We start from the raw sequence: 13,406 nt of genomic DNA, 5'->3' as shown, positions 1-13,406 counted from the left end.
TAGCTCCTTCGGGGGTAGGAACACCCACACCACCAACAAGGGGGGAAAACGGTGGTGGGGGTGTGAGCACCTCGTCCGGCGCTGCACTAACAAGGGAAAAGTCTGAGGGGTGACGCCCTGCCGGGGCGTCGGAGTCGGCGACCTGGCGAGCGGGGGCTCGTGGCGCCGGGACCCTGTGTAACGACCGGGGGGCCGGGAGTCATTCCGGGTTGGCCCACCCATCGGGCACCCTCATCGCGGCGGTGCCTGCAGTCAGTGGGGGTTGTAACGACCGGCGGGCCGGGGTCATTCCGGGTTCGGACCCATCGGGCACCCTCGTCGAGGCGGTGCCTGCGGTCGTGGGGACTGCAACGACCAGGTCAAGGCTGCCATTCCCACCTGCGCGACCCGCCCTCAAAGGCCGGCCCGCGGTCGGTGGTACTGCGATCGTCAGAGTGTGTAACGAGCCCAGCCCGGCCATGATTCCAGCCCACGGGTGCACCCGACCACACCCCACAACCGCCCCTCACCCGACAAACCGCCCATGCCGAGCGGCTCTGCGTCGAAAATCGCCCCCTCACATGCGGTGATCCACAGGCGTTCCCGGATGTCGGGGCATCCCGGACGCCCGGACGCCCCGACATCAGGAAACCCGAGTTGATCATGCGCGGCCGACCGCCATGCCCGGCCCAGAGCCTGGGCGGTTCAGGAGCCTGGGCGGTTCAGGAGCCTGGGCGGTTCAGGAGCCCAGGTAGCGCAGGATTGCGAGGATTCGTCGGCTGTAACCCGTTGTGTGTGCGAGGTCGAGTTTGTCGAAGATGGCGTTGACATGCTTCTCGACAGCGCTCTGCGAGACGTGCAGCCGCTGGGCGATGGCGAGATTCGTGTGTCCCTGGGCCATCTCGTGCAACACGTCCCGTTCTCGTGGCGTCAGCCGACCGAACGGGTCGGGACGGTCCGAGCCGGCCACCACCTGACGGACCACCTCCGGGTCGAGGGCAGTGCCGCCGGCCGCCACCCGGTCGAGGGCGTCGAGAAAGTCGTCCACCTGGGCGACCCGGTCCTTGAGCAGGTAGCCGACCCCCTCGGGACGGTCCGCGAGCAGTCTCCCGGCGTAACGCCGCTCCACGTACTGGGAGAGCACGAGCACGCCGGTGTCGGGCCACCGACGACGGATCTCCAGGGCGGCCCGCAGCCCGTCATCGGCGTGGTTGGGTGGCATCCGGACGTCGGTGACGACCACGTCGGGACGGGATCGTCCGACGGCCTCGACAAGCTGGTCGGCGCTCCCGACCGCCGCGAGCACCTCGTGCTCCTCGTCGGCCAGCAGCCGCGTCAGGCCCTCCCGCAGCAGCGTCGAGTCTTCGGCGAGGACTAGCCGCACGGCAGCTGCGCCAGCACGGTCGTCGGACCGCCGGCCGGGCTGGTCACCAGAAGCCGACCGTCCAGCGCGGCGACCCGTCGCGCCAGCCCGGACAACCCGCGTCCGGTCGGTTCCGCCCCGCCGACGCCGTCGTCGTGTACGCGCATCCGGATCCACCCATCCCGTACTCCGATGTCGACCGTGACCAGGGTAGCGGCGGCGTGCTTCGCGGCGTTGGTGAGCGCCTCGCAGGCCACGAAGTACAGCACCGTCTCGACCTGCCGCTCGGGGCGGACCGGCAGCTCGCAGCGGACTCGCACCGGCACCTCGGATCCCCGGGCGACGATGGTCAGGACCTCACCCAGATCGCTGTCGTCCAGCGCTGACGGGTAGACCCGCCACGCCACCTCGCGCAGCTCCTCGATGGCCCGCTGCACGTCCTCGTGTGCCTGACTGAGCAGTGCGTGTGTGCGGTCGGCGTCGCGGGCGCGACGGGCCCGGCCGAGCAGCATGCCGAGGGCGACCAACCGCTGTTGGAGGCCGTCGTGCAGGTCGCGTTCGATGCGCTGCCGTTCGGCGTCGACAGCGGCGATGACCCCGGCCCGACTGGTGGTCAGCTCATCGACCCGGCGGGCCAGCTCCGCCCGGCTTCCCGCGCCGAGCAGTCGTCGCGCCAGCCGGATGTCCAGCGCGGCGATGCTGACGACGGCCTGAACGTTGAGCAGTAACAGCACCGCCCCGACGGCGATCTGGGACAGGACGTCGACAAGGGTCAGCTCTCCGCGCCCGGCCGCGCGCAGCACGATCGCGGCCAGCACCACACCGACGCCGAGCACGGCGTACGCCAGCAGGCCGAGCCCGCCGGGTAACAGTCGGGTGGCCAGGTAGCCGAGCTGCCTCCGGGTCGCCACCGTGTTCGGCGCGGGCAGATTCTCGGCGGCGAGCAACCCGGTGAGGCGGCGGTGTTCCATCCGCACCAGCCGCCCGCCGTACGTGCTGGTCAGGCCGGTGACCCGACGGCTCGCCGCAGGAGCGAGCACGAACACACTGCGGGCCGCGACCGCGACGGCGAGGAAGGCGAACTCGACGGCGGCCGTCGCGATTCCGACGGCGACACCGAGCGGCAGCCGGAGCCGAAGCCACCACCTGCCGGTCTGCCGCTCCCCCACCACCTCACCCGCCTTCCGCACCGAGCTTGCTCCCCTTGCTGCGCTTCACGTGATGCGCCGGCAGGAGACGTCGGCGCGATGCGGGACCGTCACGTGACCCGTCCGCACGCGACCCCGGTGCAGTCCGGGGTGCAGAGCAAAGGAACAAGAAAACCAGAGGGGTTGGTCAGCGCTCGTCCGACGCCCACGATCCGCTCCGGTAGAGGGTGCCGCGACCGCCCGGGTCGGGCACCGCGTTGAGTACGCCCTGCTCGGGTTCGGTCGGCTCGGGGTTGCGGGCAGCGCGGCGGGCCTTCAGCACGCGGGACCCGACGAACCAGACGGCCGCCGCCGCGCAGACGACGATCACCACCTTCTGGAGCATGCCGGCGTAGCCCTCGACGAGATGCCAGTTGTCACCCAGCAGGTAGCCGGCGAGTACGAACGTGGTGTTCCAGATCAGGCTGCCCAGCGTGGTGTAGAGCAGAAACGTGCCCACCGGCATCCGCTCCACGCCGGCCGGGATGGAGATCAGGCTTCGGAAGATCGGGATCATCCGGCCGAAGAAAACGGCCTTCACACCGTGGCGTAGGAACCACGCCTCGGTCCGGTCCACGTCGCTGAGCTTGACCAGTGGCAGCCGGGAAACGATGGCGCGCATCCGGTCGCGTCCCAGGGCCGCGCCGATCAGGTAGAGCGCGAGCGCGCCCAGCACCGAACCCAGCGTGGTCCAAAAAATCGCACCGATCAGACTCATCCGTCCCTGCGCGGCGACGAACCCGGCCAGCGGCAGGATCACCTCGCTCGGAATCGGCGGGAAGAGGTTCTCCAACGCCACTGCCAGGCCGGCGCCCGGCCCGCCGAGTCGTTCCACCAGGTCAGTGACGTAGCCGACGATCCCGTCCTGTGGTGGCTCCGCTGCGGCGGCGGGGGTTCCGGTGGCGAACACGGCGTGGGACGTTCGAATCATGCGCCCACGTTACGAAGTCATCCTGAGAGCCGACCATGGGGCCGACCGCCCGGCCGCGCGGGTCGACCACACCGGTGGGGGTGCGGAAAGCCGCATCCCGCTGCGGCTCGCGGTGGCGCAGCCACCGTGCGTACCCCTGGATGTCGCGGCGAACGCACGCGCGCACGCCGCCGTGGTCCGCGCGGCGTGCGCCCGGCTGGTGGTCTTTCCGGAGCTGTCGCTGACCGGGTACGAGTTGGACGCGCCGGTCGTGGCGGTCGACGACCCGCGGTTGTCGCCGCTGGTCGAGGCGTGCGCCGAGGCGGGTGCGCTGGCCCTGGTCGGTGCGCCGGTCGCCGGCGACCACATCGCGATGCTGGCGGTGACCGGTGGCGGTGCGACGGTGGCGTACCGGAAGATGTGGCTGGGGGACGCGGAGGCCCGTCGATTCCGGCCCGGCGACAGCCCGGTCGTGCTCGATGTCGACGGTTGGCGGGTGGGGCTGGGGATCTGCAAGGACACCGGCGTGGCCGCGCACGCGGCGCGGACGGCCGCGCTCGGGATCGACGTGTACGCGGCGGGCGTCCTGGAGTCGGCCCGCGACGCCGCAGTGACAGGCCAGCGGGCGCACCGGATCGCCACCGCGCACCGGGTCTGGGTGGCGGTGGCGAGCTTCGCCGGGTCGACCGGCGGTGGCTTCACCGAGGCGGCAGGGCTCTCGGGCGTCTGGACGCCAACGGGCGAGGTGTACGCCCGGGCGGGCACCGACCCCGGCGAGTCGCTCACTGTCAGCCTCGGCTGACTGGGGAGCGAAGTCGGGACCCGTCCCCCCAGCGTGGCCCGAGTTGGCTGCCAGTGACGACGGCTGGCGTTCTGCTCTCCTTCGGCTGATTGGGCTGTTTGCGCGGCGGCGACGACCTTGGAATGCTTCGGGCATGACCTCCTTTCCTCCGACCTTCGCCGATGATGTCGTCGGCCAGTCAGCCCAGACGCAGTTCGAGGCGTTCATCGACGAGCACCGCAGAGCGCTCAACGGCTACCTGGACGGGCTGACCGAGGAGCAGGCGCGGCGGTCGTTGGTGCCGTCCCGGACGACGCTGCTGGGTCTGGTGAAGCACGCAGCCTTCGTGGAGAAGGTCTGGTTCGACGAGGCCGTCACCTGCCGGCCCCGCGCCGAGATCGGCATTCCGGCCACGCCGGACGAATCGTTCATCCTCGACGACGGCGACACGATCGCCGTCGTCCAGCGCGTGCACCGGGAAGCCTGCGAAGCCTCCCGCCGCGCCACGTCCAGCCTGGGCCTCGACGACCTGCTTCGGGGCAACCGGCGCGGCCCGCTGCCGCTGCGCTGGGTCTACCTGCATGTGCTGCGCGAGATGGCACAGCACTGCGGGCACGCGGAGATCCTGCGCGAGCAGATCCTGGCCGCCGACTAGCGGCACCTCCGCCTGCTCGGGCCGGAGGCGGCAGAGTCGGGATCACCCTCGGGCCCACCCGCCGGTGTCGGCGAAGCGGCGTAGCGTCCAGCGGGCCGGCGGCCAACCGCCCGGATCGTGGTCGGTGGTCCATTCGGTGATCGAGGCCGGTGGCACGTCCAGGTCGAACGCCCGGAAGACCGGCTGCGCGCCGAGCGCGTGGAAGGCGCCCTCGACGGTCTCGCTGTGGCCGACCAGGACCACTGTGGAGCCCCGGTGCCGGTGGGCGATCTCCATGATCGCGCGGCTGACGCGGACCACCAGTTCGGCCCAGCTCTCGTTGCCCTCCTCGAACGGTCGGAACACGCCGCCACCGGCTATCGCGTGGTCGGTGCGGAAGAGGGCGGTCGGCAGGCCGTCGGCGTACGGGGGTGTGTGCCAGGTGCAGAGACCACAGTCGGCCACGGGCCGGACGCCGAACGCCGCACCGATCGGTTGGGCAGTCTCGACGGCCCTGCGCAGCACGGATGAGTAGACCGCCACCGGCCCGTCGGCGGCGATGTCGCCGGTGAGCCGGTTGGCCAGGTCGTGTGCCTGCTCGTGGCCGAGGGCGGTGAGGCCCCGACAGCCTCGTGGCCCACCGATGATTCCTTCGAGCTGGTGGACCGACTCACCGTGTCGCACGAAGATCAGACGTGTCCGCATCGGGACATCATGCCAGCGGTATCGACGGGGGTATCAGTCGTCCGTACGGCTGGTGGAGAAGGTGCCGGTCCGGGCGAGCAGAGCGTCCAGTTTCGCGCCCGTCTGCGCTGGTAGGCGGTTCCGCCGCACCAGCTCGGCGATGTGGTCCCGTAGGTCGGCGACGCGCTCGGCGCGGTCCCTGGTGCGGCGGTTGAGGTCGGCCAGGTCGTCACGCAGGTCTTCGGCGGTCTTCGGGTCGATGTCGCCGCGGGCGACCGCGGTGGCGAGGACGGCGGCGAACTCGCTGCTCACCTGGCGGAAGCTGACCGGTAGCTGCTGCCCGACGGTTGCGGGCGCGGTGCTGGCGGCGGGGGGTGGCGAGGACGGTGCGGCCGGCGTCGGCGAGTGTGTCGTGGGCGCGGGGGCCGGGGCGGAGGTCGACGGTGCGGCGGCGATCTCGGTCGGGTCGGGTGTGCCCGGGTTGCCGAGCGGATTCTGCGCGATCAGGGCACCGACGCCGACCAGCACGGCGAGCACGGCCGCGACGAGCACGCCGAGAGGCCGACGCGACCGGCGTCGGGTCGGTGCGGCGGTGGCCGGGCCGGGGCGGGCCAGCACCGATCTGTCGATCAGGGTGGGCGGGTGGGCGGCCGGTCGGATGCGCAGCAGCTCGGTGGGCGGCTCGACCGGTTGACCGGCGCCGAAGCGGCGGGCCAGATGCGCGGCGCTCGGCCGGTCGGCCGGGTTGGCGGCCAGGCAGGCGACGGTCAGCTCGGCGATGTCGGCGGGAAGGCCGGGCACTCGCAGCGGCGGCACGGGGGTGCCGCGCCGGTGCACCTCCAGCGCGTCCTCCCAGCTCTGCACGGGCAGCGGCGCCCGCCCGGTGAGAGTGCGGTAGAGCAGCGCGCCGAGGGCGTACACGTCGCTGGCTGGGTCGGGCGGGCCGGCGGTCAGCCGTTCCGGGGCGAAGTAGGCGGGGGTGCCCATCAGCGGTTCGCCGGACTGGCTGTCGAGGCCGCCGAGCGCGGCGATGCCGAAGTCGAGCACCTTGGCGCCGGTGTCGGTGAGCATGACGTTTCCGGGCTTGACGTCGCGGTGCACGACGCCGATGCGGTGCGCGGCGGCCAGCGCGGCGGCGATCTGCCCGGCCACCCGGACCGCCTCCGGCCAGGGCAGCGGCCCGCTCCGCAGCCGGTCGGCCAGGTTGTGACCGTCGACGAGCTCCATCACCAGGTACGGGACCACGACGCCGCCGGCCAGGGTCGCCTCGGCGTAGTCGTACACCTGGGTCACGTGTGGGTGGGTCAGCCGGGCGGCCGCGCGGGCCTCGCGTTGGATGGTGGCCCGCAGTTGCGGGTCGGTGGCGAACTGCCCGGCGAGCACCTTGATCGCCACCGGCCGGCCGAGCACCTCGTCGTCGCCTCGCCACACCTCGGACATGCCACCGAGACCGATCCGCTCGTGCAGTACGTAGCGGTCGTGGAGGCGGAGAGTGGGCGTGAGCGGCGACATGGCTTCACCAGTCTGCCTGGCAACACCGCAGACGACCACTCTGCGTGCCCGGACCCACACTGTTCGTCCCGTGCGTACCGGAATGGGATTGGTGCGGGTCAGGAGCAGCGCGGGGTGCCGGGCAGCGGTCGCGGTTGGATGCGGTCGGCGAGCCGGCGCAGGGCGAGGGCGGTGGCCTGCCGGGTCGGGGCGAGCAGGGGCCGGCGGGGGTGTTCGACCTGGACCGGCGCGTCCGGTCGAGCCGAGTTGACGTGCCGGTTCATGGCGTCGAGCGCGGTGATGTATCCGGTGGGAAGTTCCATGGTCAACTCCTGGGGACCGGTCCGGTGGATTCCCGGACGACGAGTGCGGTGGGCAGCAGCACGTGCCCGGCGGCGGCGTCCGCGGGCGGGTCGAGCAGCAGTTCGGCGGCGATCCGGCCCTTCTCCTCGGCCGGTTGCCGGACGGTGGTGAGGCCGGCAGCGGCGGCCTCGGGGACGTCGTCGAAGCCGGTCACCGAGACAGAGGGGCGATCATGGGCCGGCCGTGCGGCCAGGGCGTCCAGCACTCCGAGCGCGAGGACGTCGGAGCCGGCCAGCACGGCGGTCGGCGGTGCGGGTTGGTCGAACAGCCCGGCGATGGCTGCGGCTGCCGCCGGGCGGCTGTTGCCGGGGACGTTGACCAGTGTCAGCTCGGCCCAGCCGACGCCGACCTCGGCGAAGGCGTCGGCGAACCCGCTGAGCCGGCCCCGGGTGGTCGGGTGCGGAACCTGGTCGACCCCGGTCAGGGTGAGCGGGCCGGCCGGCGCGTCGGGCCGCACGGAGTCGGCCAGCAGCGCCACCCGACGGTGCCCGAGCCCTGCGACGTGCGCGGCGGCGCTGCGTGCGGCGGCCCGCTCGTCGATGCCGACGAATCGTTCGTCGGGGCCGGCGTCGTCGCGGGCGGCGGTGCTGACGAACGGCAGCCCGCGTTGGCGGATCACGTCCAGGGCCCACTCTTCGTCGGCGACGCAGTAGACGCAGAACCCGTCGACGGCGGCGTTCTCCACCGCCTGCCGGGCGTCGGTCACCGCCGGCGGCAGTGGCACCAGCAGCATGCTGGTGCCGTGCCGCTCCGCCGCCGCACCGACACCGGCGAGGAAGCGGACCGCGAACGGGTCGGTGAAGGCGTACGACAGTTGCGAGGTGAACAGCACCCCGATCGACCCGACGAAACCTCGGCGCAGGGAGCGCGCGGTGGGGTTGGGACCGGGGTACCCGAGTTGCCGGGCGGCGTCCAGGATCCGCTCACGCAGGGCGGCAGAGAGCTGGTCGGGGCGGCTGTAGGCATTGGACACGGTGCTGCGTGAGACGCCGACCGCGTCGGCCACGGCTTGCAGTGTTGGCTTCACCGGCACCTCTCTGTATCGATTCAGTCTGTATCGATACAGAGACTAGCCCGACCGGTCGGCGTCGGTCAATACGTGAACGGAGAGTGGGAGCGCGGTCGGGAGTCAGGCCGAGTACAGGTCGTCCAGCAGGCCGCCGAGGATCTCCGCCGTACGCTCGGGCGGCTCCGCCTCGACGCAGAGCCGCTCCATGGCGACCGCGTAATAATCCAGATCGTCGCGCTTGTCCAGGTAGATGGCGCTGGTGAGCTGTTCGATGTAGACGATGTCCGGAAGCTCCTGGTCGCCGAAGCGCAGGATGGTGAAGGCGCCCCCGGCGGCGGCATGGCCACCGGCCGCGAACGGGATGACCTGCAGCCGGATGTGAGGCAACTTGGTCGCCTCGATGAGCGCGGTGAGCTGGCCACGCATGACCTCCGCGCCGCCGATGGGCCGGCGCAGGGCCGCCTCGTCCACCACGGCCCAGAGCTGCGGCGGGTTCTGCCGCTGGAGCAACTGCTGACGCTGCATCCGCAGCGCGACACGCCTGTCGATCTCGCCCGGACCGGCAGTGCCGTGCCCGAGCAGCACGACCGCCCGGGCGTACTCCCGGGTCTGCAGGAGGCCGGGCACGAACTGCACCTCGTAGCTGCGGATCAGGGCGGCGGCGGCCTCCAGGCCCAGGTACGACTGGAACCAGGACGGCAACACGTCGCCGTAGCGGTGCCACCAGCCGGGGCTGTTCGCGTCCCGAGCGAGCTTGAGCAGCGCGTCACGCTCGTGGTCCTCGGTGACGCCGTAGAGGGTCAACAGGTCGGCGACGTCGCGCTCCTTGAAGCCGACCCGGCCGAGCTCCATTCGACTGATCTTGGATTCGGAGGAGCGGATCTCCCAGCCGGCACCCTCCCGGGTCACCCCGCTGGACTCCCGGAGGCGGCGCAGTTGGGCGCCGAGCAGCATACGCAGCACGGTCGGCCCGGTTGTCGGGCCACCCTCGGCGGGAACCATCGTCACGTGCGGACCTCCGGACACCGACCCACGACGGCCGGACGCCCCGGCCCGGCCGACGTGTAAGCATGCCATGGACCGACAGTGAGGTGAACTCCTCCGCGCCGGTGAATCAGTCTCGTCACCGGGACGATCCACCGGCCCGGACGGTCAGTTGATCAGATGGTCGAAGTCTCCGTCCCGCGCACCGAGAACGAAGGCGGCGATCTCATCGACCGTGTAGATCAGCGCCGGTCCTTCCGGGTGTCGTGAGTTGCGGACCGCGATGCCCGCTCCCTCGGGCAGTTCGGCCAGTTCGACGCAGTTGCCGCTGGGGTTGCTGCGGCGACTCTTCTGCCAGCTCAGCGGAGGCAACTGGTGGATCGGTACGCCATTGGGTGGCTGCTGCATGGGGGCGTCTTTCTGTTACGAGCCCGCCGGTGGCCGTGGGAGGAGCGGTGACGGCGAGGGGGTGCGGTATCGACATTGGACGGTTCTGCACGTGCATCTGCTATTGCATCTGCATCCGACGGCGAGCATGATAACGCACATGATCGGTGCCCATCCGTTCACTTTGTGTTACCCCCACACGGGCAACGATCAGGCAAAACTGGGCCCGACGCGGCGTACCGCGTCAACCGAGGACTGGAGGCGGTCGCGGCGATGGGAGGGTTCGTGCCGGATCCGATGAGTGTCGCCTCCGGCGTCTGCGCGGCGGGCGCGCTGCTCTCCTCCTGGCAACTACGCCGGCGGGCGGTGCGCGCCGAGGCCGAGATCAGTCACCTCCAGGCAGAACTGGCAGCCGAACGGCACGCCGCCAGTCACGACCCGCTGACCGGGTTGCCCAATCGCCGCGCCTTCTACCGCCTGGCGGCCGCACTGCTCACCGACGCCGCCGGCCAGCCGCTGATCGCCGTGGTGCTCGACCTGGACGACTTCAAGCAGATCAACGACCGGTACGGGCACGCCGCCGGCGACCAGGTGCTGATCAGCGTCGCCGAACGGCTCGCCGGTTTCGCCGGGGACAATCTCGTGGCGCGCCTCGGCGGCGACGAGTTCGCCGGCCTGCTGTCCAGCCCCACCGTCGACCGGCGCTGGATCGAGCACTCGACCCGCCGGCTCAGCGAGACCGTCGCCGCGCCGATCCGGCTGAGCGGGTGCAGCGTCCGGGTCACCGCGTCCGTCGGCCTCGCCCCGGTGACCGGCCCGGCCCAGCTCACCGACGCGCTCAGCCGCGCCGATGCGGCCATGTACCAGGCGAAGAGCCTCGGTGGCGCCCGATCGCCCCGCCAGCTGGTCGACAGCGCGTTCCTCGGCGAGCGCTGACCGTTCAGCTGACAGGCGCGCCGAACCACCTGGGCAGATGGCGGAGCAGGTCGGTCTGATCGTCGCCCGCCCACGCCACGTGACCGTCGGGCCGCAACAGCACGGCGGGCACCTCCACCTCGTCGCTGACGTCGACGACATGGTCGACCCGCTCCGCCCAGCCGGCGACCGAGAGCTGGCCGGTCTGGTCGAGCAGCAGGCCCCGGCCGCCGCGCATCAGCTCGTAGAGACGCCCCCGCCGCAGCCGAACGTCACGCATGTGACGCCCGAGCAGTTCGTGCCCCGCGCCCAGGTCGTAGCGGACCCCGATCGCGGTGATCTTCTCGATCAGGTACCGGTTGACGTCCTCGAAATCCAACAGCTCCGACAACAGTTGGCGCACCGACCGCGGCCCCGGCTCGGGTGCGAGCAGCACCATCTGCGCCCGGGTGTTGGTCAGCACGTCCGCGGCCACCGGATGCCGCTCACTGTGGTAGCTGTCCAGCAGCCCTTCCGGCGCCCATCCGTTGACTTCGGCGGCCAGTTTCCAGCCGAGGTTGAACGCGTCCTGGATGCCGAGGTTGAGCCCCTGCCCACCGGTCGGCGGGTGGATGTGCGCCGCGTCGCCGGCCAACAGCACCCGGCCGACCCGATAGCGCTCGGCCAGCCGGGTGGCATCCCCGAAGCGGGAGAGCCAGCGCGGTGAGTGGACACCGAAGTCGGTGCCCGCGTACACCCGCAGTTGGTGTTTGAAGTCCTCGATGGTCGGTGGGACAGTGCGGTCCTCCACCACCCCCTCGGCCGGGACGACGACACGGTAGACCCCGTCTCCGAGGGGCCCGAGCCCGAATCGGAGATGGGTCCTGCGGACCTCGGCCACCACCTCGGCCACCTTCTCCGGCGGCACACCCACCTCCATCTCACCCAGCAAGGTCTCGACGCTGCTGGGCTCGCCGGGAAAGCCGACACCAAGCAGCCCGCGTACGGTGCTGCGGCCGCCGTCGCAGCCGACGAGGTAGCGCGAACGCAGTTGCGTGCCGTCGGCCAGCCGGACGGTCACCCCGTCGTCGTCCTGGCTGAGCCCGACGAGTTCGCTGCCGCGCCGGATCTCGACGCCGACCTCGCTGGCGTGCTCACCCAGGAGACGGTCGGTGATGGTCTGCGGAATACCGAGGACGTACGCGTGTGCGGTGTCCAGCCCGCCCGGCGACGGCTTGGGGATCGCGGCGAAGAAGCCCCCGACCGGGAACTGCGTTCCGAGCGCGAGGAAACGCTCCAGCAGACCTCGCTGGTCCAGCACCTCGATGCTTCGCGCGTGCAGGCCGAGCGCGCGGACGTAGCTGGTCGGCTCGGTCTCCTTTTCGAGCACGAGCGCGTGCAGTCCGTGCAGCCGCAACTCGGCGGCCACCATCAGGCCGGTCGGCCCGCCGCCAGCAATGATGACATCGATCATGTAATCCCCCGATTTTCCCAGATTTGGGCGTCGGCTGGAGATTCTGCGGCACCACCCGGGTCTTGCCGCAAGGCCCCCGGTGCGATATATGTTGGAGGTGGCAGAGAGCGCGTCCGCTCTTTGCCTTACTTTTTGTCCGGCGTAGCTGGCGGCGTCGTCGCCGCTCAGGGCTTTCGGTCGAGGTCGCGCACTGCCGCTTCGGCGAGGGTGACCAGACCCACCGGTGACACCAGCCCCCGCACGATCCGCGCGGCCCGGTCCCGGTCGGCCGGCTCGACGTCGAGGTCCAACGCCTGGCGGGTCCAGTCGCTGAGGTCGTCGAGCGCCCGGACCGCGAGAAACCAGGCCAGGCGCAGCGGGTCGACGTCGGTCCGGCCGTAGCCGGCGAGCACCGCCTGCTGCTGCTCGGCAGTGATCGGCGCGAAGGCGAGCACCCCGCCGAGGACGAACATGAGGTCGCACTCGGGTGGGGCGAGCACGGCGTCGTCCCAGTCGATCAGCCACACCTGCCCGTCCGCGCCGAGCAGGAGATTGCCCAGGTGCGGGTCGCCGTGGCAGAGCACCGCCGGCCCCGACCGGTCGACGGCGAGTCGCTCGACCCCACGGAGCAGCGTGGACACCCGGTCGGCGTTCGCCGCCCAGACGGCGGCCAGTTCGGCGACCAGCGGATCAGCGGGGTCGGCCTGGTCGCGGAGCCGTCCGGCCACGTCCCGGGTCGCGGCCACGATCGAGGGGTACGCGTCACCGCCGCCGGGCAGCAGCCGTTCCAACTCGTCGGTCACCGGCGCCGCGTGCACGGCGGCCAGCAGTTCGCCGTAGGCACGCCAGTGCGCCTCGCTCATCGGGCCGTCCAGCGCTCGCAGGTCGGACACCCACGGGACCACGGACAGGCGGTGCCCGTCACGCTCGGCGTACGGGCGTCCGTCGCCGGTGCGGACCTGCGCAGCGACACCTGGCACGCCCTGCTCGGCCAGGTGCGCGGCCACGATCAGGCCGGCCGGCGTACCGCCACCGCTGACCTTGACGGCATACCGCGCGCCGTCGCCCGTCTCACCCCGCCAGAGCCGGGCCCGCAGATCAGCCCCGTGCGAAATCTCGTCCACCGTGGACAACCGAAGCCCAAACTCCTCCCGGACCCACCCCACCACGTCCACCACCCACCCCCATCTCCCACCCCCATCCCCCTGCTGGCGGTGATCAAGAGGTTCGCGTCACCGTCGGCCCGGATTCTGACGCAAACCCCTTGATCACGTGTGCCCGGTGGAG

14 protein-coding genes are annotated in these 13,406 nt (G+C 71.5%); 3 read left to right on the top strand and 11 right to left on the bottom strand.

Annotation, left to right across the window (positions count from 1 at the left end; genetic code table 11):
- Positions 1 to 718 precede the first annotated feature (718 nt).
- The 3 genes from ACZ6NZ_RS24820 to ACZ6NZ_RS24810 form a co-directional block, all read right to left on the bottom strand.
- The gene (locus ACZ6NZ_RS24820; protein WP_465860407.1) at positions 719 to 1,363 is read right to left on the bottom strand and encodes a response regulator; all 645 of its coding nucleotides are present in this window, start codon (positions 1,361 to 1,363) and stop codon (positions 719 to 721) included.
- Positions 1,354 to 2,532: a sensor histidine kinase gene (locus ACZ6NZ_RS24815; RefSeq protein ID WP_465860406.1), complete on the bottom strand. Its 1,179-nt coding sequence runs from the start codon at positions 2,530 to 2,532 to the stop codon at positions 1,354 to 1,356. The genes ACZ6NZ_RS24820 and ACZ6NZ_RS24815 overlap by 10 nt, the downstream gene beginning before the upstream one ends.
- A gap of 145 nt (positions 2,533 to 2,677) precedes the next feature.
- Complete coding sequence (locus ACZ6NZ_RS24810; protein WP_465860405.1) at positions 2,678 to 3,460, bottom strand: DedA family protein; 783 nt, start codon at positions 3,458 to 3,460, stop codon at positions 2,678 to 2,680.
- Here ACZ6NZ_RS24810 and ACZ6NZ_RS24805 point away from each other — a divergent pair.
- Together ACZ6NZ_RS24805 and ACZ6NZ_RS24800 are read left to right on the top strand one after the other, a co-directional pair.
- Positions 3,459 to 4,241, top strand: coding sequence for a carbon-nitrogen hydrolase family protein (locus tag ACZ6NZ_RS24805; protein ID WP_465860403.1), 783 nt, complete (start codon positions 3,459 to 3,461; stop codon positions 4,239 to 4,241). The genes ACZ6NZ_RS24810 and ACZ6NZ_RS24805 overlap by 2 nt on opposite strands.
- A gap of 133 nt (positions 4,242 to 4,374) precedes the next feature.
- A complete protein-coding gene (locus tag ACZ6NZ_RS24800) occupies positions 4,375 to 4,875 on the top strand; it encodes a DinB family protein (protein WP_465860402.1) in 501 nt (166 codons plus the stop codon).
- Positions 4,876 to 4,917: 42 nt separating this feature from the next.
- On the opposite strand, the gene ACZ6NZ_RS24795 is transcribed toward ACZ6NZ_RS24800, so the two are convergent.
- From ACZ6NZ_RS24795 to ACZ6NZ_RS24770, 6 genes are all read right to left on the bottom strand, one after another.
- Positions 4,918 to 5,559 (bottom strand): histidine phosphatase family protein, encoded by a 642-nt coding sequence (locus ACZ6NZ_RS24795; RefSeq protein WP_465860401.1) that lies wholly within the window; start codon positions 5,557 to 5,559, stop codon positions 4,918 to 4,920.
- A 33-nt stretch (positions 5,560 to 5,592) separates the two neighbouring features.
- Positions 5,593 to 7,050, bottom strand: coding sequence for a serine/threonine-protein kinase (locus tag ACZ6NZ_RS24790; RefSeq protein ID WP_465860400.1), 1,458 nt, complete (start codon positions 7,048 to 7,050; stop codon positions 5,593 to 5,595).
- Between the two features lie 98 nt (positions 7,051 to 7,148).
- Positions 7,149 to 7,352, bottom strand: a complete 204-nt coding sequence (locus ACZ6NZ_RS24785) for a hypothetical protein (RefSeq protein WP_366609433.1) — start codon at positions 7,350 to 7,352, stop codon at positions 7,149 to 7,151.
- Between the two features lie 2 nt (positions 7,353 to 7,354).
- Positions 7,355 to 8,398: a LacI family DNA-binding transcriptional regulator gene (locus ACZ6NZ_RS24780; protein WP_465860399.1), complete on the bottom strand. Its 1,044-nt coding sequence runs from the start codon at positions 8,396 to 8,398 to the stop codon at positions 7,355 to 7,357.
- Positions 8,399 to 8,521: 123 nt separating this feature from the next.
- The gene (locus ACZ6NZ_RS24775; RefSeq protein ID WP_465860398.1) at positions 8,522 to 9,409 is read right to left on the bottom strand and encodes a helix-turn-helix domain-containing protein; all 888 of its coding nucleotides are present in this window, start codon (positions 9,407 to 9,409) and stop codon (positions 8,522 to 8,524) included.
- Between the two features lie 144 nt (positions 9,410 to 9,553).
- The gene (locus ACZ6NZ_RS24770) at positions 9,554 to 9,793 is read right to left on the bottom strand and encodes a DUF397 domain-containing protein (protein ID WP_091406718.1); all 240 of its coding nucleotides are present in this window, start codon (positions 9,791 to 9,793) and stop codon (positions 9,554 to 9,556) included.
- Positions 9,794 to 10,057: 264 nt separating this feature from the next.
- Here ACZ6NZ_RS24770 and ACZ6NZ_RS24765 point away from each other — a divergent pair, with 264 nt between their 5' ends.
- Positions 10,058 to 10,708, top strand: a complete 651-nt coding sequence (locus ACZ6NZ_RS24765) for a GGDEF domain-containing protein (RefSeq protein ID WP_366609438.1) — start codon at positions 10,058 to 10,060, stop codon at positions 10,706 to 10,708.
- A 4-nt stretch (positions 10,709 to 10,712) separates the two neighbouring features.
- Here ACZ6NZ_RS24765 and rox read toward each other — a convergent pair whose 3' ends face one another.
- On the bottom strand, positions 10,713 to 12,140 hold the full coding sequence (gene rox / locus ACZ6NZ_RS24760) for a rifampin monooxygenase (protein ID WP_465860396.1): 1,428 nt from the start codon (positions 12,138 to 12,140) through the stop codon (positions 10,713 to 10,715).
- A 164-nt stretch (positions 12,141 to 12,304) separates the two neighbouring features.
- On the bottom strand, positions 12,305 to 13,297 hold the full coding sequence (locus ACZ6NZ_RS24755; RefSeq protein WP_465860395.1) for a phosphotransferase enzyme family protein: 993 nt from the start codon (positions 13,295 to 13,297) through the stop codon (positions 12,305 to 12,307).
- Between the last annotated feature and the right edge of the window lie 109 nt (positions 13,298 to 13,406).

Source organism: Micromonospora sp. NPDC047756 (genome assembly GCF_055587245.1).
Note: the sequence above shows the minus strand (reverse complement) of the source record. Positions and strands in the feature narration are given on the sequence as shown.